16 protein-coding genes and 1 pseudogene are annotated in these 18,116 nt (G+C 66.9%); 5 read left to right on the forward strand and 12 right to left on the reverse strand.

What is annotated here, in order from left to right; genetic code table 11:
- The 5 genes and pseudogenes from G3N99_RS17295 to G3N99_RS17315 all read right to left on the reverse strand — a co-directional run.
- Positions 1-182 (reverse strand): annotated as a pseudogene (locus tag G3N99_RS17295) (hypothetical protein); the annotation flags it as partial.
- Positions 183-223: 41 nt separating this feature from the next.
- Positions 224-955 (reverse strand): bifunctional demethylmenaquinone methyltransferase/2-methoxy-6-polyprenyl-1,4-benzoquinol methylase UbiE, encoded by a 732-nt coding sequence (gene ubiE / locus G3N99_RS17300; RefSeq protein WP_174940393.1) that lies wholly within the window; start codon positions 953-955, stop codon positions 224-226.
- A 53-nt stretch (positions 956-1,008) separates the two neighbouring features.
- Complete coding sequence (locus G3N99_RS17305) at positions 1,009-1,422, reverse strand: DUF971 domain-containing protein (RefSeq protein ID WP_174985769.1); 414 nt, start codon at positions 1,420-1,422, stop codon at positions 1,009-1,011.
- Complete coding sequence (locus G3N99_RS17310; RefSeq protein ID WP_206123015.1) at positions 1,419-1,862, reverse strand: HIT family protein; 444 nt, start codon at positions 1,860-1,862, stop codon at positions 1,419-1,421. Before G3N99_RS17310 ends, G3N99_RS17305 begins: the two co-directional genes overlap by 4 nt.
- Positions 1,863-1,947: 85 nt before the next feature.
- A complete protein-coding gene (locus G3N99_RS17315; RefSeq protein ID WP_206123016.1) occupies positions 1,948-5,973 on the reverse strand; it encodes a DUF3683 domain-containing protein in 4,026 nt (1,341 codons plus the stop codon).
- Positions 5,974-6,549: 576 nt separating this feature from the next.
- On the opposite strand from G3N99_RS17315, the gene ilvA reads away from it, so the two are divergent.
- Together ilvA and queF are read left to right on the forward strand one after the other, a co-directional pair.
- Positions 6,550-8,073, forward strand: a complete 1,524-nt coding sequence (gene ilvA, locus G3N99_RS17320) for a threonine ammonia-lyase, biosynthetic (protein WP_206123017.1) — start codon at positions 6,550-6,552, stop codon at positions 8,071-8,073.
- Between the two features lie 11 nt (positions 8,074-8,084).
- The gene (gene queF / locus G3N99_RS17325; protein WP_174942390.1) at positions 8,085-8,909 is read left to right on the forward strand and encodes an NADPH-dependent 7-cyano-7-deazaguanine reductase QueF; all 825 of its coding nucleotides are present in this window, start codon (positions 8,085-8,087) and stop codon (positions 8,907-8,909) included.
- Between the two features lie 124 nt (positions 8,910-9,033).
- Here queF and G3N99_RS17330 read toward each other — a convergent pair whose 3' ends face one another.
- From G3N99_RS17330 to G3N99_RS17345, 4 genes are all read right to left on the reverse strand, one after another.
- A complete protein-coding gene (locus G3N99_RS17330) occupies positions 9,034-9,453 on the reverse strand; it encodes a VOC family protein (RefSeq protein WP_206123018.1) in 420 nt (139 codons plus the stop codon).
- A 175-nt stretch (positions 9,454-9,628) separates the two neighbouring features.
- A complete protein-coding gene (locus G3N99_RS17335; RefSeq protein WP_011353171.1) occupies positions 9,629-10,015 on the reverse strand; it encodes a RidA family protein in 387 nt (128 codons plus the stop codon).
- A gap of 76 nt (positions 10,016-10,091) precedes the next feature.
- Positions 10,092-11,573 carry a D-aminoacylase gene (locus G3N99_RS17340; protein WP_174940199.1) on the reverse strand — a complete coding sequence of 494 codons (1,482 nt, stop codon included), beginning with the start codon at positions 11,571-11,573 and terminating at the stop codon, positions 10,092-10,094.
- Between the two features lie 2 nt (positions 11,574-11,575).
- Positions 11,576-12,514: a MurR/RpiR family transcriptional regulator gene (locus G3N99_RS17345; RefSeq protein ID WP_174940197.1), complete on the reverse strand. Its 939-nt coding sequence runs from the start codon at positions 12,512-12,514 to the stop codon at positions 11,576-11,578.
- A 119-nt stretch (positions 12,515-12,633) separates the two neighbouring features.
- Between G3N99_RS17345 and G3N99_RS17350 the strand changes: the two genes are divergently transcribed.
- The gene (locus G3N99_RS17350; RefSeq protein ID WP_174985777.1) at positions 12,634-13,914 is read left to right on the forward strand and encodes an amino acid deaminase; all 1,281 of its coding nucleotides are present in this window, start codon (positions 12,634-12,636) and stop codon (positions 13,912-13,914) included.
- Between the two features lie 156 nt (positions 13,915-14,070).
- Complete coding sequence (locus G3N99_RS17355) at positions 14,071-14,652, forward strand: DJ-1/PfpI family protein (protein WP_039360134.1); 582 nt, start codon at positions 14,071-14,073, stop codon at positions 14,650-14,652.
- Positions 14,653-14,732: 80 nt separating this feature from the next.
- Here G3N99_RS17355 and G3N99_RS17360 read toward each other — a convergent pair whose 3' ends face one another.
- Both G3N99_RS17360 and G3N99_RS17365 read right to left on the reverse strand, forming a co-directional pair.
- On the reverse strand, positions 14,733-15,179 hold the full coding sequence (locus tag G3N99_RS17360) for a MarR family transcriptional regulator (protein WP_039360135.1): 447 nt from the start codon (positions 15,177-15,179) through the stop codon (positions 14,733-14,735).
- Positions 15,180-15,205: 26 nt separating this feature from the next.
- A complete protein-coding gene (locus tag G3N99_RS17365; RefSeq protein WP_174940191.1) occupies positions 15,206-16,801 on the reverse strand; it encodes an MDR family MFS transporter in 1,596 nt (531 codons plus the stop codon).
- Positions 16,802-16,908: 107 nt separating this feature from the next.
- Here G3N99_RS17365 and G3N99_RS17370 point away from each other — a divergent pair, with 107 nt between their 5' ends.
- Positions 16,909-17,751, forward strand: a complete 843-nt coding sequence (locus G3N99_RS17370; RefSeq protein WP_174940189.1) for an EcsC family protein — start codon at positions 16,909-16,911, stop codon at positions 17,749-17,751.
- Here G3N99_RS17370 and G3N99_RS17375 read toward each other — a convergent pair.
- Positions 17,721-18,116 (reverse strand): alpha/beta hydrolase fold domain-containing protein (locus tag G3N99_RS17375; protein WP_206123019.1); only part of this gene is annotated, 396 nt, incomplete at its 5' end. The genes G3N99_RS17370 and G3N99_RS17375 overlap by 31 nt on opposite strands.

Consider the following 18,116-nt stretch of genomic DNA (forward strand, 5'->3'; position numbering starts at 1 on the left):
TGCTGCGTGACGGTGGAGTTCTGGCGGCCGATGCTGCGCCCGCCGCCCATGCGCTTGGCTTCGGCGTCGAGCGATGCGAACGTGCCGGCCGTGAGCAGGCCGACCATCAGCAGCGTGCCGACCCGTCGAGCCCACGGCTTCGACGGCTTGCTACGGTTGAACAACGAACGCGATTCGAACATCAGTTTCTCCAGATGTAAGACAAATGTATGGAAAGAGCCCCTTAGTACTTGGCTCCCATGTGTAAAGCTACCACGCCACCTGACAAATTGTAATATTTGACGGCATCGAGGCCCGCTTGTTCCATCATCGTCTTCAGCGTGTCCTGATCGGGGTGCATCCGGATAGATTCAGCAAGATACCGGTAACTTTCAGCATCTTTCGCGAACTTGTCGCCAAGCCACGGTAATACTTTGAAAGAATACAGATCGTACGCCTTTTTCAGCGGATCCCAGACTTTCGAGAATTCCAGCACCATCACGCGGCCGCCGGGCTTCGTCACGCGGCGCATCTCGGCCAGCGCGGCATCCTTGTGCGTCATGTTGCGCAGCCCGAACGCGACCGTGACCAGATCGAAGTAGTTGTCCGGAAAGGGAATTTTCTCCGCGTCGCACAGCAGCGACGGCGTCACGATGCCCTTGTCGAGCAGCCGGTCGCGGCCGACGCGCAGCATCGATTCGTTGATGTCCGTGTGCCAGACCTCGCCCGTCGGCCCGGCCGCCTTCGCGAACGACCGGGTCAGGTCGCCGGTGCCGGCTGCGAGGTCGAGCACCTTGAAGCCGGGGCGCACGTTCGCCTGCGCGATCGTGAACGCCTTCCACGCGCGGTGCATGCCCGCCGACATCAGGTCGTTCATCAGATCGTAGTTGCTCGCGACCGAATGGAACACACCCGCCACTTTCTTCGCTTTTTCGTTTTCCTCGACGCTTTCGAAGCCGAAGTGGGTTTTGCTCATCGCGTTGATCCTCAGTAAATGGCAAGACGGCGCCGAGCGGGCGCCGTCGAATTTCAGTGGCAGTGGCCGTGCGACGCGCTCGCCGCCTGCATCGGGGCGTCGCGTTCGACGCCCGCCGCCTTCAATTTGTCGAAATAGTCGCGCCATAGCGCGTCCTGCTGCGTGGCCAGTTCGTACAGCAGGTCCCACGAGTAGATGCCGGTCGAATGGCCATCGGAAAACGTCGGCTGCAGCGCGTAGTGGCCGACCCCCTCGAGCGCGGTGATCGTCACTTCGCGCTTGCCCGTCTGCAGCGTCTCCTGGCCGGGCCCGTGGCCGCGCACCTCGGCCGACGGCGAATACACGCGCATCAGCTCGAACGGAATCCGGAAACTGTCGCCGTTCGGGTACTGCAATTCGAGCACGCGCGACACCGCGTGCACGACGACGCCGGACGGAATCGGCGTCGTGGAAGTCAAACCGCTCATGGCTGCCTCGAATCGGTCATGCGTTGAATTTCCTCGCGCACCGCATTGTGCAGCAGCGAGGCCTGCGCTGCGCGCGAGCGCAGCAGCGCCTCGGACACGCTGCGCTGGCGCGGCGCCCATACGGGCTGCGGGAAGTGTGCGTCGTTGGAAAAGCGCGGGATCACGTGCCAGTGCACGTGCGGCACCATGTTGCCGAGGCTCGCGAGATTCACCTTGTTCGGCTGCATCACGCGGCGCACGGCCCGCTCGACCGCGTAGACCACGCGCATCAGATGTGCCCGGTCGGGCTCGCCGAGATCGGAGAATTCGGCCACGTGCAAGCCCCAGATCACCCGGCAGAAGCCCGGATACTCGTGCTCGCCCGTCGCGAGGACGACACGCACCGCATCGTCCTGCCAGAGCACCTCGCCGCCGTCTTCACGGCAAAACACGCATTCCATCGTCGCTCCCATGTGGACGGGCGCCGGCATTGCTGCGCCGGCGCCCGCACATCCCTAGCCCGGTCGGGCGGTCATCATGCCCGCATTAGACCAGCACGCGCTCGATCCCGCCATTGTTCGCACGTGCGACATAATCGGCCATCCAGTTCTCGCCGAGCACCTGGCGCGCGATTTCGACCACGATGTAGTCGGCTTCGAGGTTCGCGTCCTCGCCGTAGCGCGACAGGCCCTGCAGGCACGACGGGCAGCTCGTCAGGATCTTCACGTCCGGGCCGTTCGCGGCCGCGGCGGCCGGCGCCGGCGCGTTGCCGGCCACGACCGGGATGCTGCGCAGCTTCGCGGCACCCTTGCGGATCTCCTCTTCCTTGCGGAAGCGGACCTGCGTCGAAATGTCCGGGCGCGTGACCGCGAGCGTGCCCGATTCACCGCAGCAGCGCTCGTTCTTCTCGATCTTGTAGCCGTCCTTCTCCGCGCCCATCAGCTCGTTGACGAGCTTCACCGGGTCCATCGTCTTGATCGGCGTGTGGCACGGGTCGTGATACATGTATCGCGTGCCCGTCACGCCATCGAGCTTCATCCCCTTCTCGAGCAGGAACTCGTGGATGTCGATGATCCGGCAGCCCGGGAAGATCTTGTCGAATTCGTAACCCGCGAGCTGGTCGTAGCAGGTGCCGCACGACACGACCACCGTCTTGATATCGAGGTAGTTCAGCGTGTTCGCGACCCGGTGGAACAGCACGCGGTTGTCGGTGACGATCTTCTCGGCCTTGTCGTACTGGCCCGAGCCGCGCTGCGGATAGCCGCAGCACAGGTAGCCCGGCGGCAACACCGTCTGCACGCCGGCTTCCCACAGCATCGCCTGCGTCGCGAGGCCGACCTGCGAGAACAGGCGCTCGGAGCCGCAGCCCGGGAAGTAGAACACCGCTTCCGAATCGACGGTGGTCGACTTCGGGTTGCGGATGATCGGCACGATCTTGTTGTCCTCGATGTCGAGCAGCGCGCGCGCCGTCTTCTTCGGCAGGTTGCCCGGCATCTTCTTGTTGACGAAGTGGATCACCTGCTCGACCACCGGCGGCTTGCCGACCGTCGCCGGCGGGTGCTGCGTCTGCTTCGTCACGACCTTCTTCAGCATGTCGTTCGCGAAGCGCTGCATCTTGTAGCCGGCGCCCATCATCACGCTGCGCGCGACGTTGATCGTCTGCGGGTTGGTCGCGTTCAGGAAGAACATGCCCGCCGCGTTGCCGGCGTTGAATTTCTTCTTGCCCATCTTGCGCAACAGGTTGCGCATGTTCATCGTGACGTCGCCGAAGTCGATCTTCACCGGGCACGGCGTCGCGCACTTGTGGCACACCGTGCAGTGGTCGGCCACGTCGTTGAACTCGTCCCAGTGCTTGATCGACACGCCGCGGCGCGTCTGTTCTTCGTACAGGAACGCCTCGACCAGCAGCGAGGTTGCAAGGATCTTGTTGCGCGGGCTGTACAGCAGGTTCGCGCGCGGCACGTGCGTCGCGCACACCGGCTTGCACTTGCCGCAGCGCAGGCAGTCCTTCACCGAATCGGCGATCGCGCCGATGTCGGACTGCTTCATGATCAGCGACTCGTACCCCATCAGTCCGAAGCTCGGCGTATAGGCGTTGCGCAGATCGGCGCCTTCGAGCAGCTTGCCCTTGTTGAAGCGGCCGTTCGGGTCGACGCGCTGCTTGTACGCGCGGAATTCGGCGATCTCGTCGTCGGTCAGGAACTCGAGCTTCGTGATGCCGATGCCGTGCTCGCCGGAAATCACGCCGTCGAGCGAACGCGCGAGCGTCATGATGCGTGCGACCGCCGCGTGGGCGTCCTGCAGCATCTCGTAGTTGTCGGAGTTGACCGGCAGGTTGGTGTGGACGTTGCCGTCGCCCGCGTGCATGTGCAGCGCGACGAACACGCGGCCGCGCAGCACCTGCTTGTGGATCGCCTGCGCCTCGTCGAGGATCTGCTTGAACGCGCCGCCGTTGAAGATCGCGCGCAGCTCGGCGCGGATCTCCTGCTTCCACGAGATGCGCACCGTGCGGTCTTGCGTGACGTGGAACACGGTCGCGCCCGGCTGCTCGTCCGCGCGATCGGCGAACTTCTCGGCAAGCGCCTCGTAGCCGAGCTGCACCAGGTAGTGCTGCGCCTCGCGCAGCGGCTGGTCGAGCCGGTCGCGCACGAATTCCCAGCGTGCCCGCACGCGCTTGAGCAGTTCCAGCGCCTGCTGGACCCGGTCTTCGAGCAGTTCGGCGCTCGGGATCTCGTTCGCGTCGTCGGTCTTGCCGAGAGGCAGGTTGCCGGCACGGAAGAACGCTTCCAGCGCGTCGACGAGCTGCAGCTTGTTCTTCAGCGACAGCTCGATGTTGATCCGCTCGATGCCGTCGGTGTACTCGCCCATCCGGTTCAGCGGGATCACGACGTCTTCGTTGATCTTGAACGCGTTCGTGTGCTTCGCGATCGCGGCCGTGCGGCTGCGGTCGAGCCAGAAGCGCTTGCGCGCCTCCGCGCTGACCGCGACGAAGCCTTCGCCGCTCTTGCCGTTCGCCATCCGGATCACTTCGGACGTGGCGTGCGCGACCGCATCGGCATCGTCACCGACGATGTCGCCGATCAGCACCATCTTGGGGAATGAATTGCGCTTGCTCTTGGTCGCGTAGCCGACCGCGCGCAGGTAGCGCTCGTCGAGGTGCTCGAGGCCCGCGAGGATCGCGCCGCCCTGCTTCGACGTTTCGAACAGGTAATCCTTGATCTCGACGATGCTCGGGATCGCTTCGCGCGCCTGGCCGAAGAATTCGAGGCAGACGGTGCGCGTGTGCGCGGGCATCTTGTGCAGCACCCAGCGCGCGGACGTGATGAGCCCGTCGCAGCCCTCCTTCTGCACGCCCGGCAGGCCGGCGAGGAACTTGTCGGTCACGTCCTTGCCGAGCCCTTCCTTGCGGAACCGGCGGCCTTCGATCTCGAGCATCTCGCTCTTCAGCAGCTTCTCGCCCGGCGCGCAGGCGCCGTCGAACCACTTCAGCTCGAAACGCGCGACCGCGATGTCGTGGATCTTGCCCTGGTTGTGCTCGTGGCGCGTGACTTCGAGCCAGTTGCCGTCCGGGTCGACCATCCGCCACCAGGCCAGGTTGTCGAGCGCGGTACCCCACAGCACGGCCTTCTTGCCGCCAGCGTTCATCGCGACGTTGCCGCCGATGCACGATGCGTCGAGCGAGGTCGGATCGACCGCGAACACGTAGCCGGCCGCTTCCGCCGCCTCGGTCACGCGGCGCGTGACGACGCCCGCGCCGGAGAAGATCGTCGGCACCTTGTGCGCGACACCCGGCAGCTCGGTCAACTCGACCGCACCGAGCTGTTCGAGCTTCTCGGTGTTGATCACCGCGGAGAACGGCGTGAGCGGCACCGCGCCGCCCGTGTAGCCCGTGCCACCGCCGCGCGGGATCACGGTCAGGCCGAGCTCGAAGCAGGCCTTGATGAGGCCGGCGATCTCGGCTTCGCTATCGGGGGTCAGCACGACGAACGGGTATTCGACGCGCCAGTCGGTCGCGTCGGTCACGTGCGACACGCGCGACAGCCCGTCGAAACGGATGTTGTCCTTCTGCGTGCAGCGGCCGAGCGCCTTGGTCGCGCGGCGGCGCAGGTCGGCCATCTTCTCGAATTCGTCGGCGAACTCGTTGACCGCGCGCTGCGCGGCGGTCTCGAGCATCTCGACGCGCGACGCGCGCTCGCGGCCCGCGTCGTCGCGATGCTCGGTGAGATCCGCACTGCGGCGCTTGCCGATTTCGGTCAGGCGGTGGTTCAGCGCCTCGATCAGCAGCGCGCGGCGCTTCGGGTTGTCGAGCAGGTCGTCCTGCAGGTACGGATTGCGGCGCACGACCCAGATGTCGCCGAGCACTTCATACAGCATCCGTGCCGAGCGGCCCGTGCGGCGCTCGGCGCGCAATTCGTGAAGCACCGACCACGCTTCTTCGCCGAGCAGGCGGATCACGATCTCGCGATCCGAGAAGGACGTGTAGTTGTAGGGAATCTCGCGCAAACGGGGCGCGGGGTCAGCGGCGACGGCGGCGGCCGCGCCATGCGGATCGAAAACTTGTGGTGCGTTCATGTTCGGACGACTCGGAGGGCCGATACACCGTGCACGGGCGTCGGCAAGCGCGTGGGCGCAATCTTGGGGAAATCTGTTCTGTTACCAGGCGCGCGGCTGTCCTTCTTGGGGCCGGAGCGGGCGACTCGCCCCTCCTGGCCGGCGACAGGGCCTGGCGGCACTCGGAACGATCAGCACGATCGCGCGCGGCGCGCATGCCGTTCGGCCGCGGGGCTGGCTGCGCGCGGCGTCGGCTTCAACGGTGCGATCCGAGGGTGCCTCTGCATCTTCCGATCCTTGATTCAAAACGGAATTCTAACCCATGATCGGGCCATGCGTGGCACGTCGGACAGGTCGTGGGGCTATCGCCGCGAGCCGCGCCAGGACTGGCTCGGCACGATTTCGCGCGACCATTCGCCGTCCGTCCGGTCGGTAACCATGCAGTTAAACCGGTAAAAAGTGGCCGCGCGAGCGCGCCGACGCCCCGCCCGCGCGGCCCGGCGGGCACGCGCTCGGCATGCCGCTTGCATGCGGGCGGACCCTTGGCGCTATCATTGATCCTTTACCGTCTGCTTTCCGCACTGCACGCGAGCGCCCATGGCATCCCACGATTACCTGAAGAAAATCCTCACCGCGCGCGTCTACGACGTCGCGATCGAGACGGAACTCGAATCCGCCCGCATCCTGTCCGCCCGGCTGCGCAATGCGGTCTACCTGAAGCGCGAGGACAACCAGCCGGTGTTCTCGTTCAAGCTGCGCGGCGCGTACAACAAGATGGCGCACATTCCGGCGGACGCGCTCGCGCGCGGCGTGATTACCGCGTCGGCCGGCAACCACGCGCAGGGCGTCGCGTTCTCGGCGGCCCGGATGGGCGTGAAGGCCGTGATCGTCGTGCCCGTCACGACGCCGCAGGTGAAGGTCGATGCGGTGCGTGCGCACGGCGGCCCGAGCGTCGACGTGATCCAGGCCGGCGAGTCGTACAGCGACGCGTATGCACACGCGGTCAAGGTGCAGGAAGAGCGCGGCCTCACGTTCGTCCACCCGTTCGACGATCCGTACGTGATCGCCGGCCAGGGCACGATCGCGATGGAAATCCTGCGCCAGCACCAGGGCCCGATCCATGCGATCTTCGTGCCGATCGGCGGCGGCGGGCTCGCGTCCGGCGTCGCGGCCTACGTGAAGGCGGTGCGCCCGGAGATCAAGGTGATCGGCGTGCAGGCCGAAGATTCGTGCGCGATGGCGCAATCGCTGGAAGCCGGCAAGCGTGTCGAGTTGAGCGAAGTCGGCCTGTTCGCGGACGGCACCGCCGTGAAGCTGGTCGGCGAAGAAACCTTCCGCCTCTGCAGCGAATACCTCGACGGCGTCGTGACGGTGAACACCGACGCACTGTGCGCGGCGATCAAGGACGTCTTCCAGGACACGCGCAGCGTGCTCGAACCGTCCGGCGCGCTCGCGGTCGCGGGCGCGAAGCTCTACGCGGAACGCGAAGGCATCGAGAACCAGACGCTCGTCGCGGTCACGTCCGGCGCGAACATGAACTTCGACCGGATGCGCTTCGTCGCCGAGCGTGCGGAAGTGGGTGAAGCGCGCGAAGCCGTGTTCGCGGTCACGATCCCCGAGGAGCGCGGCAGCTTCAAGCGCTTCTGCTCGCTCGTCGGCGACCGCAACGTCACCGAGTTCAACTACCGGATCGCCGATGCGCAGGCCGCACACATCTTCGTCGGCGTGCAGATCAAGCGCCGCGGCGAATCGGCCGAGATCGCGGCGAACTTCGAATCGCACGGCTTCAAGAGCGTCGACCTGACGCACGACGAGCTGTCGAAGGAACACATCCGCTACATGGTGGGCGGCCGCTCGCCGCTCGCGCTCGACGAGCGCCTGTTCCGCTTCGAATTCCCGGAACGGCCGGGCGCGCTGATGAAGTTCCTGTCGTCGATGGCGCCGGACTGGAACATCAGCCTGTTCCATTACCGTAACCAGGGCGCGGACTACAGCTCGATCCTCGTGGGGTTGCAGGTGCCGCAGGCCGATCGCGCCGAATTCGAACGCTTCCTCGCGGCACTCGGCTATCCGTATGTCGAGGAGAGCGCCAACCCGGCTTACCGCCTCTTCCTGTCGTAAAGGCGTCACGCATGAATCCCGAACATTCCCCGCTCGGCAAGGCCACCGTCTACGCCGCCCAGTACGACGCGTCGCTGCTGTTCCCGATCCCGCGCGCCGGCGCGCGCGAGCAGCTCGGCATCACGTCGGCGCTGCCGTTCTTCGGCACCGACATCTGGAACGCCTACGAGCTGTCGTGGCTCAACGCGCGCGGCAAGCCGCAGATCGCCGTTGCGACCTTCTACGTGCCGGCCGAATCGCCGAACATCGTCGAATCGAAGTCGTTCAAGCTGTATCTCGGCTCGTTCGCGCAGACGAAGTTCGACTCGATCGACGCGGTGCGCGACGCGCTGAAGCGCGACGTGTCGGCCGCGTGCGGCGCGACCGTCTCCGTGCAGCTCGTGTCGCCGCACGATTTCGGCAAGCTCGAAATGGAAGAACTCGACGGGCTGTCGCTCGACCGGCTCGACCTCGACACCGACGTGTACGAACCCGACCCGTCGCTGCTGTCGGCCGCCGAGGATGAAGCACCGGTCGAGGAGACGCTCGTGTCCGACCTGCTGCGCTCGAACTGCCCGGTCACCGGCCAGCCCGACTGGGGCAGCGTGCAGATCCACTACGTCGGGCCGCAGATCGATCACGCGGGCCTGCTGCGCTACATCATCTCGTTCCGCAACCACACCGGCTTTCACGAGCAGTGCGTCGAGCGGATCTTCCTCGACATCCTGCACGCGTGCAAACCGGTGAAGCTCGCGGTGTATGCGCGCTATACGCGCCGCGGCGGGCTCGACATCAACCCGTTCCGCACCAACTACAACCAGCCGATGCCGGACAACGCGCGCAACGCGCGGCAGTGACGGCGGTGGGCGGCCGCCGCGGCGTGCAGTCGGCAACGCGCGGTGCCCCCAGACAAAACAGCCCGGCCGGGTTCAACCGGCCGGGCTGTTTTTCATTGCGCGGACAAGCACGGACGGCCTGCGGTCACCCGCTCACCGGCCGCTCCGGGAGAATCTCCACCAGGCGCAACAGGTAGCCGTCGGGATCCTGCACCAGCATCTCGACCTGGCCATGCTCGATCTCGTCCTCCCGATACCAGGACGTGCGCGGCTCGACGAACAGCGTCACGCCCGCGGCGCGAATCCTGTCGAGGATGGGATCGAGCGCATCGACCTCGATCTGGAAATTGATCCCGCGCCCGAACGGCGGCTCCAGCGGGCCGGTCAACCAGCTCTCCGGGCTGTGCTGTTCGAGCATCAGTTGAGCGCCCCCGATCTCGAGATAGGCGAACCCGTCCCCCGGACGCTCGAAGCGAATCCGGAATCCGAGCACGTCGCGATAGAAGCGAATGCTTCCGGCAAGGTCCGAGCAAATCAGCTCCGGCACCAGCGCAGCCCATTCCATGCATGTCCTCCCCATATGGTCATGCGGCACCTTACATGAACGGGCGGGATGCGTTGCGGCGGTTGCGGCCTCGGGAACACCGACCACCGGTCGACCGGTGTCCCGCCCATGACAAAACGGGCCCGGCGCACGTGAATGCGCCGGGCCCGTTGCGTAGCGGCTCGCCGTGGCGGTGTTACTTCGCCGGCGCCTTGTACGCGATGCAGTCGACTTCGACCTTGCAGTCGATGACCATGCTCGACTGCACGCACGCGCGTGCCGGCGGATGCTCGCCGAAGTACGAAATGAACACCTTGTTGAACGACGCGAAATCGCGCGCGTCGTCGAGCCACACGCCGCAGCGCACGACGTGCTCGAGGCCGTAGCCGGCTTCCTTCAGGATCGCGATCACGTTCTCGATCGTCTGCTTCGACTGCGTGACGATGCCGCCTTCGACGACCTCGCCGTTCACCATCGGCGTCTGGCCCGACACGTACAGCCAGCCGTCGGCCTCGACCGCGCGTGCGAACGGCATCACCTGGCCGCCCGTGCCCTTCGCTTCGCCTACGCCATATCGCTTCATCGTTTCACTCCTTGTTTCGGTTACGGATGCGCGCACCGACAGCGGCACGCGCGGCAGATCGGAACAACCACCGCGTTCAGAACGCGGCGTCGGCACTCGCCGGCACGCGCTCGCCGCGCGCGACGAAGCCGCCGGCGCGCTCGCCGGTCGGCTGGCCGTTTTCATACGTGAGCACGCCGTTCACCCACACGGCGTCGATCCCGTGCGCGGGCTGCTGCGGCTGCTCGAACGTCGCGGCGTCGATCACGCTCGCCGGATCGAACAGCACGAGATCCGCGTGGTAGCCCACATGCACCTCGCCGCGTCGCGCGATCCCGTAGCGGCGCGCGGACAGCGACGTCATCTTGCGGATCGCCTCCTCGAGCGGCAGCAGGTTCGTGTCGCGCACATAGTGGCCGAGCACGCGCGGGAACGCACCCCACAGCCGCGGATGCGGCAGCGGATCGTTCGGCAGGCCGTCGGAGCCGACCATCGTCGCGGGATGCGACAGGATCCGGCGCACGTCGTCCTCCGACATGTTGTGGTACACGGCGCCCGCCGGGCGGATGCGCTGCGCGGCTTCCTGCTCGGTCACGCCCCACTCGGCCGCGATCGCCTTCAGCAGCTTGCCCGCCACTTCCGGGTGCGGCTCCGACCACGTGATCGTGATGTCGATGTCGCCCGTCACCTGCTTCAGGTCGAGCGTCGACGAGCTGCGGCTGTACGGATAGCAGTCGCAGCCGACCGGCTGGTAGCGGCGCGCACCTTCGAGCGATGCGAGCACTTCGGTGCTGCGCCCCCAGTTCGACGGGCCCGCGCACTTCAGGTGCGAGATCACGACCGGCACGCGCGCATGGCGGCCAACCTGGTACGCCTCTTCCATCGCATCGAGAATCGCGTCGAACTCGGTGCGCATGTGCGTGGTGTACAGCGCGCCCGCGTTCGCGAGCGGCTCGGCGAGCGCCATCACCTCCTCGGTCGGCGCCGCGAACGCGGAGCCGTACGCGAGGCCCGACGACAGGCCGAGTGCGCCGTTCGCGAGCGCCTCCTCGAGCTGCGTGCGCATGCCGGCGATCTCGCCGTCGGTCGCCGCACGGTCGAGGCGGTCCATCTGGTTGTTGCGCAGCGCCGTGTGGCCGACGAGCGCCGCGACGTTCACGGCCGGACGCGCGTCGTTCACCGCCGCGACGTAGTCGGCGAAGGTCGGGTACAGGAACGCGCCGCGCTCGCCGAGCAGGTTCATCGGATCGGGCGGATCGCCCGCGAGCGTCACCGGCGACGCGCTGATCCCGCAGTTGCCGACGATCACGGTCGTCACGCCCTGCGAGATCTTCGGGATCATCTCCGGTGCGCGGATCACGTGCGTGTCGTCGTGCGTGTGCACGTCGACGAAGCCCGGCGCGAGCGCGCGGCCGTTCGCATCGACGACGTTCTCGGCAAGCCAGTTCGACAGGTTGCCGATCGCCGCGATCACGCCGTTGCGGATCGCGACGTCGCGCGTGACGGGCGGCGCGCCGGTACCGTCGTAAAGCTGCGCGCCGACGATCAGCGTATCGGCGGCTTCGGGATGCGAATGCATGGTCAGTCTCCTACCGGTTGACGGTCTCCGCCGCCGCGGTGCGCATCGAGCGCGTGCTTGATGCGGCGCAGCGATTCTCGGCCCGCATCGCCGAGCCGCAATGCGACTCCGGTGACGAGCACGTCGATCGCCATCATCATCGCGTAGCGCGATGTCGACGGCTTGTAAATGAAATCGGTTTCGAACGCGACGACCGGAATCAGGTGGTCGGCGAGCTTCGCGAGCGGCGAAGCCGGCGCAGTGATCGCGATCAGCTTCGCGCCGTAGCGCTTCGCGAGCCGGCAGCTCTCGAGCAGCTCGGGCACGCGGCCGCTCACCGACAGCGCGACGACGACGGTGTCGCGCGACAGCGTCGCGGCCACCATCCGCTGCAGCACGCTGTCCTGGTAGCTCGCGACCGGCCGGCCGAAGCGCACGAGCCGGAAGCGCAACTCGTCGGCGAGCGCGGTCGAGCCGCCGCCCTGCCCGTACACATAGGTCATCTTCGCGCCGGCGAGCAGGTCGGCCGCTGCCTCGAACGACGTATTGCGCAGCAACTGATGGTTGTGCGCGAGCGCCAGGCGGATCTCGTCGTAGACCATCGACGCGGGGCTCGCGTCGTCGCCCGGTGCGTCGTCGGACGGCACCAGAAAGCGCTGCCCGACGGCCGCCGCCTGCGCGACCAGCACCTTCAGCTCGCGCACGTCGCGGCAGCCGACCGCTTTCGCGAAACGCGTGACCGTCGCGACGCTGACCTCCGCGTCGCGTGCAAGCGCGCCGATGCTGGCATGCGCGGCGCGCGCCAGGTCGGCGAGGATGAACGCGGCGACCTTGCGCTCGGCTTCGCGCAGCTCGGGCGCGCATTCGGCGATCCGCGCGACGATGTCGAGGACCGGCGGAGCGGCCGGAGCCGGATGGCGTTCGGCCGCGAGCGGAACAGACGGGGTGACGGGCGTATTCATCTGCGGAAAAGGGTGTGAAGCTCGATGTTACTAAATAACATCACCGCGCCGATGCTACTTTCTGTACCATCGGCGTGTCAACTTCAGTGCAATGCATAGTGATGATGGAGCGGGATGACATGAAAGTTACAAACTATCAGGAAGCGACGATCGATCCGTTTGGCAAGGGTCTCGGCAATCTGCCGAGCGCGAGCGTGCCGCTCGGCGACGCAGGCCGCCTCGAGTGGAACCTGCTTGCGGAAGACGTCAGCCTGCCGGCCGCCGTGCTTTACGAAGATCGCATCGAACACAACCTGAACTGGATGCAGGCATTCGTCCAGAAGTACGGTGTCAAGTTCGCGCCGCACGGCAAGACGACGATGGCGCCGCAACTGTTCCGCCGCCAGCTCGACGCCGGCGCGTGGGGCATCACGCTCGCGACCGCGCACCAGACGCAGGCGGCGTATCACGGCGGCGTGCGGCGCGTGCTGCTCGCGAACCAGCTGGTCGGCCGCCAGAACATGACGATCATCGCCGGGCTGCTGTCCGATCCCGACTTCGAATTCTTCTGTCTCGTCGATTCGGCGGAGAGCGTCGACCAGCTCGGCGGCTTCTTCGGCGCACTGAAGAAGCCGCTGAACGTGCTGCTCGAGCTCGGCGTGCCGGGCGGCCGCGCGGGCGTACGCGATGCCGCGCAGCGCGAGGCCGTGCTGGCCGCGATCGCGCGCTATCCGGACACGCTGAAGCTGGCCGGTATCGAACTCTACGAAGGCGTGCTGAAGGAGGAAGGCGAGATCCGCACGTTCCTGCAGGAAGCGGTCGCGCTCACGCGCGAACTGGCCGAAGCAGGCCGCTTCGCGCGTACGCCGGCGATCCTGTCCGGCGCCGGCTCGGCGTGGTACGACGTGGTCGCGGAAGAATTCGCGAAGGCGTCCAACGCCGGCTTCGCGGAAGTCGTGCTGCGTCCCGGCTGCTACCTGACGCACGACGTCGGCATCTACAAGAAAGCGCAGACCGACGTGTTCGCGCGCAACCCGATCGCACGCACGATGGGCGAAGGGCTGCTGCCCGCGCTGCAGCTGTGGGCCTATGTGCAGTCGGTGCCGGAGGCTGATCGCGCGATCGTCGCGCTCGGCAAGCGCGACGCGGCGTTCGACGCGGGGCTGCCGGAGCCGGCGCGCCACTTCCGCCCGGGCCGCGACACCGCGCCGCGCGACGTCGCCGCTACCGAAGGCTGGGCCGTCACCGGGATGATGGACCAGCACGCGTACCTGCAGATCCCGCCGGGCGCGGACGTAAAGGTGGGCGACATGGTCGCGTTCGACATCTCGCACCCGTGCCTGACGTTCGACAAGTGGCGCCAGGTGCTCGTGCTCGATCCGCAGTTCAGCGTGACGGAAGTCGTCGAAACCTTCTTCTGATACCCGTTGCGCGCACCGCCCCGCCGCTCGCGCGGGGCGGCCGTCACGCGCGCTTCAAGCGGCCGGAGTACACTGCGCTTTCGTCCTCGGGGCCCCATGCGGGCGTTGCACGCGCCTGTCGCGCGGGCCCTCAACGCAGCTCCACTGGAGAAAGCCATGGCCGCGAAGAAGATCCTGTTCCTGACCGGCGATTTCGCCGAAGACTACGAAACGATGGTGCCGTTCCAGGCGCTGCAGGCCGTCGGCCACCACGTCGATGCAGTCTGCCCGGGCAAGCGCGCGGGCGACAAGATCAAGACCGCGATCCATGATTTCGAAGGCGACCAGACCTACACCGAGAAGCCCGGCCACCAGTTCACGCTGAACGCGGCGTTCGACGACGTCGACGCATCGCGCTACGACGCGCTCGCGATCGCGGGCGGCCGTGCCCCCGAATATCTGCGACTCGATCCGAAAGTGATCTCGCTCGTACGCGAGTTCGCCGAAGCCGGCAAGCCGATCGCCGCGATCTGCCACGCGGCGCAACTGCTCGCGGCCGCCGACGTGATCCGCGGCAAGCGTATCTCGGCCTACCCGGCGTGCGCGCCCGAGGTGAAGCTCGCGGGCGGCGAATACGCGGACATCCCGGTCGACGCGGCCGTGACCGACGCGCCGTTCGTCACCGCGCCCGCGTGGCCCGCGCATCCGGCGTGGCTCGCGCAGTTCCTCGTGCTGCTGGGAACGCGCATCGAGCTTTGAACCCGCTGTGAACCGAAAGTGAATTGAGATGAGGTGAAGGGCCGGGCCGGCGGCGGATGCGCGCCGCCCTGCCGCGCGCTTCAGCGCGCGGCCGGCGTCGAGCCGACGTCCGCGATCCGCGACTCCAGCATCGCCAGCGCGCCCGACAGTGCGTTCAGCACGTCGTCCGGCAATTGCGCCATCGTCTGTTCGAGAAACGCCTTGCGGCGCGGCAGGCAGGCGTCGAACGCGGCGCGGCCGTCGTCCGTCAGCGTCACGTTGGTCACGCGATTGTCGCGTGCGTCGGATTCACGCTGGATCCAGCCGAGCGCGTCGAGCGACTTCAACTGGCGCGTGAGCGCGCCCGGATCGACGCGCAGCACTTCGACGAGCTTCTTCTGCGACGAATGCCCGCCCATCGTGTGCAATGCGACCATGATGCGCCAGCGCGGCATCGGTTGCCCGACGTGCGCCTCGAACGCGGTCATGAACGCGCGATACGTGCGTCCGAATTGCTGCAAGATCGCGACGCGGTCCTGTTCTTCCATGCGCTCAGTTCTACTCGTTCAATCGTTCAGTCGGCCGCGACATGCGGTTCGATCTTGTGCCGCAGCGCGATCGGCGGCACGCGGCGGCACTGCCACACCGACACCACGGCGACGACCGCCGCCATCGCGACGCCCAGGTGAATCGCGCCAACGAGCGATTCGCGGGCCGCTTCCAGCAGCAGCGCGCCATTATGCCCGGCACGCGTCAGCTCCGCGACCAGACCGCCCTGCGCGGCGCGATCGATCAGGATCTGCGGATCGGCGAGCTGCGCATGCCACTGCATCGCATGGTCGGCCGACAGCGCATTGCGCACGCCGCTCGAATACATCTGGTTGACGAGCGTGCCGGTCAGCGCGGTGCCGACCATCCCGCCGACCATCCGCAGCGACTGCAGCAGCGCCGTCGCGATGCCGAGATGCTCGCGGCCGGCCGTCTGCTGCGCGAATACCGTGAGGTTCGGCAGCACGAAGCCGAGCCCGATGCCGCCCGCGACCATCAGCGCCATCAGCACCCACTTCGGCGTCGTGTGGGTCGACACGACGATGCCCGCGCAGGTGATCGCGAACAGCACGAAGCCGACGTGCAGCATCGCGTTCGGATTGCGGATGCGCGTGACGACCCGGCCATTCATGATGCTGCCGATCGTGATGAACACGACGAGCGGCGTGATCACGAGCCCCGCCTCCTTCGGCGACATCCCGAACCCGCCCTGGAACAGCAGCGGCGCGTAGAACAGCAGCGAGAACATCGAGAAGCCGGCGAGGATCGCCAGCACGAAGAGTGCCGACAGCGCGCGGTTGCCGAACATGTCGAACGGCAAAATCGGCTGCGCGCAACGCTTCTCCCAGCGCCACAGGCCGAAACCGGCCGCGACCGCGACGACGAGCAGCAGCGACGCCCAGCTCGCGACGCCGTACTTCGGCAACCATTCGACGAACAGCTGCAGCGCGCCGAGCGACAGCGCGATCAGCAGCGCGCCCGGCCAGTCGAGCCGCATCTTGCGATCGTGCTCGACGTGGCGCAGGTGCGGCAGGTAGCGCCACACGAACAGCAGCGACAGCAGGCCCACCGGCAGGTTCACGTAGAACACCGAGCGCCAGCCGAACGACTGGGTCAGCACGCCGCCGAGCGACGGGCCGACCGCGTTCGCGATGCCGAACGCGGAGCTCATCAGCACCTGCCAGCGCAGCCGGACGACGGAATCGGGGAACAGGTCGGGAATGCATGCGAACGCGGTGCCGACCAGCATCCCGCCGCCGATCCCCTGCAGCCCGCGCGCGAGCACGAGCATCAGCATGTCGTTCGCCATCCCGCACAGCACGGACGCGGCGGTGAACACGACGATCGACGCAATGACGAACGGCTTGCGGCCGTAATAGTCACCGAGCCGGCCGAAGATCGGCACCGTGATCACGGAACTGAGCAGGTACGAGGTCGCGACCCACGCGTACAGGTCGAAGCCGCGGAGCTCGGCGACGATGGTCGGCAGCGCGGTGCCGACGACGGTCTGGTCGAGCGCGACCAGCATGGTGACAAATGAGATCCCGATCATCGCCAGCAGCGATTCGCGGAACGGCAGGACTTGCCCGCTTGAATGGTGGGCGGCAGTATGGACGGCCATTTTTTGTTGGCGCAACTTTTGACGTGTCAAACAATCTCAAAATTCTAGCACGCCGGAGTAATCTAGGCTGGCGACGGTCAAATCGAACCAGACCGCCAAGGAGAAAGATGGAACCGATTTCAATTACCCCCGCGCCCACGCTGTCGCCGGAGGATCGGGACGCGCTGTGGCGCGCGAAGCAGGTGCTGGAAAGCCCGTCGCTGACGATGAAGCTGACGGGCATGCTCGGCGCGCCGGTCGAGAAAATGATCGCCCGGCTGCCGGATTTCGCGACCGGCAAGATCAACGACGCGACGCAGCTCGCGCTGCGCAAGTGCCTGAACATCGCGCTGCGCACGCTTGGCAAGCCACCCGCGCCGGACGCCGAGCCCGACAAGCCGAGCAACCTGCTGCACAAGCTCGCAGTCGCGACGACCGGCGCGGCGGGCGGTGCGTTCGGCTTTCTCGCGCTGCCGGTCGAGCTGCCGGTGACGACGACGCTGATCTTCCGCTCGGTGTGCGACATCGCGCGCAGCGAGGGTGAAGACCTGAGCTCGGTCGATACGCAGTTGCAATGCCTGGCCGTGCTCGGCATGGGCGGCAACCCGGACAAGCAGGAAGAGGACGCCGATCTCGGCTATTTCGTGCTGCGCGGCGCGCTCGCGCAGGCGATCTCGAAGGCATCGTCCGACATCACGACGAAGGGCATCGCCGCGCACAGCTCGGCGGCCGTGTTCAAGCTCGTGCAGACGGTGGCGTCGCGCTTCTCGGTGCAGGTGACCGAGCAGATGGCCGCAAAGTCGATTCCGGCGATCGGCGCCGTGCTCGGCGCGACCGTCAATACGCTGTTCATCGACCACTTCCAGCAGATGGCGCACGGCCACTTCACCGTGCGCCGGCTCGAGCGCAAGTACGGCTCGGTGGCCGTCAAGGCCGCCTATCAGGCAATCGACGCCTCGCCGGCCCGCTGAACCGCACGTTCGACCGCGACGCGGCGCAGGAACGCGGCCGCGCGGTCGAGCGCGTCACGCGCTTCCGGCACCATCGGCGCATACAGCTGCCACACGTGCGGCATGTCCGGCCACACCTCGATCTCCACCGCTACCCCGGCCGCCTTCGCCTTCTCCGCGACGCGGCGCGAATCGTCGAGCAGCACCTCGGTGCTGCCGACCTGGATATACAGCGGCGGCAGGCCCGCGAAATCCGCATAGAGCGGCGATGCGTACGGATTCGTGCCCGGCTCGTCGCCCAGGTACAGCTTCGCGGCCTTCGGCAGCGCCGCGCCCGCGAACATCGGATCGGCGCCGTCGTTCGTGCGCAGCGTGGCGCCGGTGGC

This window comes from Burkholderia sp. Ac-20392 (assembly GCF_017104585.1).
In the GTDB taxonomy this organism is placed as follows: domain Bacteria; phylum Pseudomonadota; class Gammaproteobacteria; order Burkholderiales; family Burkholderiaceae; genus Burkholderia; species Burkholderia lata.

What these genes read in the sequence shown, in the direction of transcription:
- G3N99_RS17335 (WP_011353171.1), bottom strand. Translation starts at nt 10,015, where the DNA reads ATGAAGCGATATGGCGTAGGCGAAGCGAAGGGCACGGGCGGCCAGGTG.
- G3N99_RS17350 (WP_174985777.1), top strand. Translation starts at nt 12,634, where the DNA reads ATGAAAGTTACAAACTATCAGGAAGCGACGATCGATCCGTTTGGCAAG.
- G3N99_RS17330 (WP_206123018.1), bottom strand. Translation starts at nt 9,453, where the DNA reads ATGGAATGGGCTGCGCTGGTGCCGGAGCTGATTTGCTCGGACCTTGCC.
- G3N99_RS17340 (WP_174940199.1), bottom strand. Translation starts at nt 11,573, where the DNA reads ATGCATTCGCATCCCGAAGCCGCCGATACGCTGATCGTCGGCGCGCAG.
- G3N99_RS17345 (WP_174940197.1), bottom strand. Translation starts at nt 12,514, where the DNA reads ATGAATACGCCCGTCACCCCGTCTGTTCCGCTCGCGGCCGAACGCCAT.
- ilvA (WP_206123017.1), top strand. Translation starts at nt 6,550, where the DNA reads ATGGCATCCCACGATTACCTGAAGAAAATCCTCACCGCGCGCGTCTAC.
- ubiE (WP_174940393.1), bottom strand. Translation starts at nt 955, where the DNA reads ATGAGCAAAACCCACTTCGGCTTCGAAAGCGTCGAGGAAAACGAAAAA.
- queF (WP_174942390.1), top strand. Translation starts at nt 8,085, where the DNA reads ATGAATCCCGAACATTCCCCGCTCGGCAAGGCCACCGTCTACGCCGCC.
- G3N99_RS17310 (WP_206123015.1), bottom strand. Translation starts at nt 1,862, where the DNA reads ATGGAATGCGTGTTTTGCCGTGAAGACGGCGGCGAGGTGCTCTGGCAG.
- G3N99_RS17355 (WP_039360134.1), top strand. Translation starts at nt 14,071, where the DNA reads ATGGCCGCGAAGAAGATCCTGTTCCTGACCGGCGATTTCGCCGAAGAC.
- G3N99_RS17305 (WP_174985769.1), bottom strand. Translation starts at nt 1,422, where the DNA reads ATGAGCGGTTTGACTTCCACGACGCCGATTCCGTCCGGCGTCGTCGTG.
- G3N99_RS17315 (WP_206123016.1), bottom strand. Translation starts at nt 5,973, where the DNA reads ATGAACGCACCACAAGTTTTCGATCCGCATGGCGCGGCCGCCGCCGTC.
- G3N99_RS17360 (WP_039360135.1), bottom strand. Translation starts at nt 15,179, where the DNA reads ATGGAAGAACAGGACCGCGTCGCGATCTTGCAGCAATTCGGACGCACG.
- G3N99_RS17365 (WP_174940191.1), bottom strand. Translation starts at nt 16,801, where the DNA reads ATGGCCGTCCATACTGCCGCCCACCATTCAAGCGGGCAAGTCCTGCCG.
- G3N99_RS17370 (WP_174940189.1), top strand. Translation starts at nt 16,909, where the DNA reads ATGGAACCGATTTCAATTACCCCCGCGCCCACGCTGTCGCCGGAGGAT.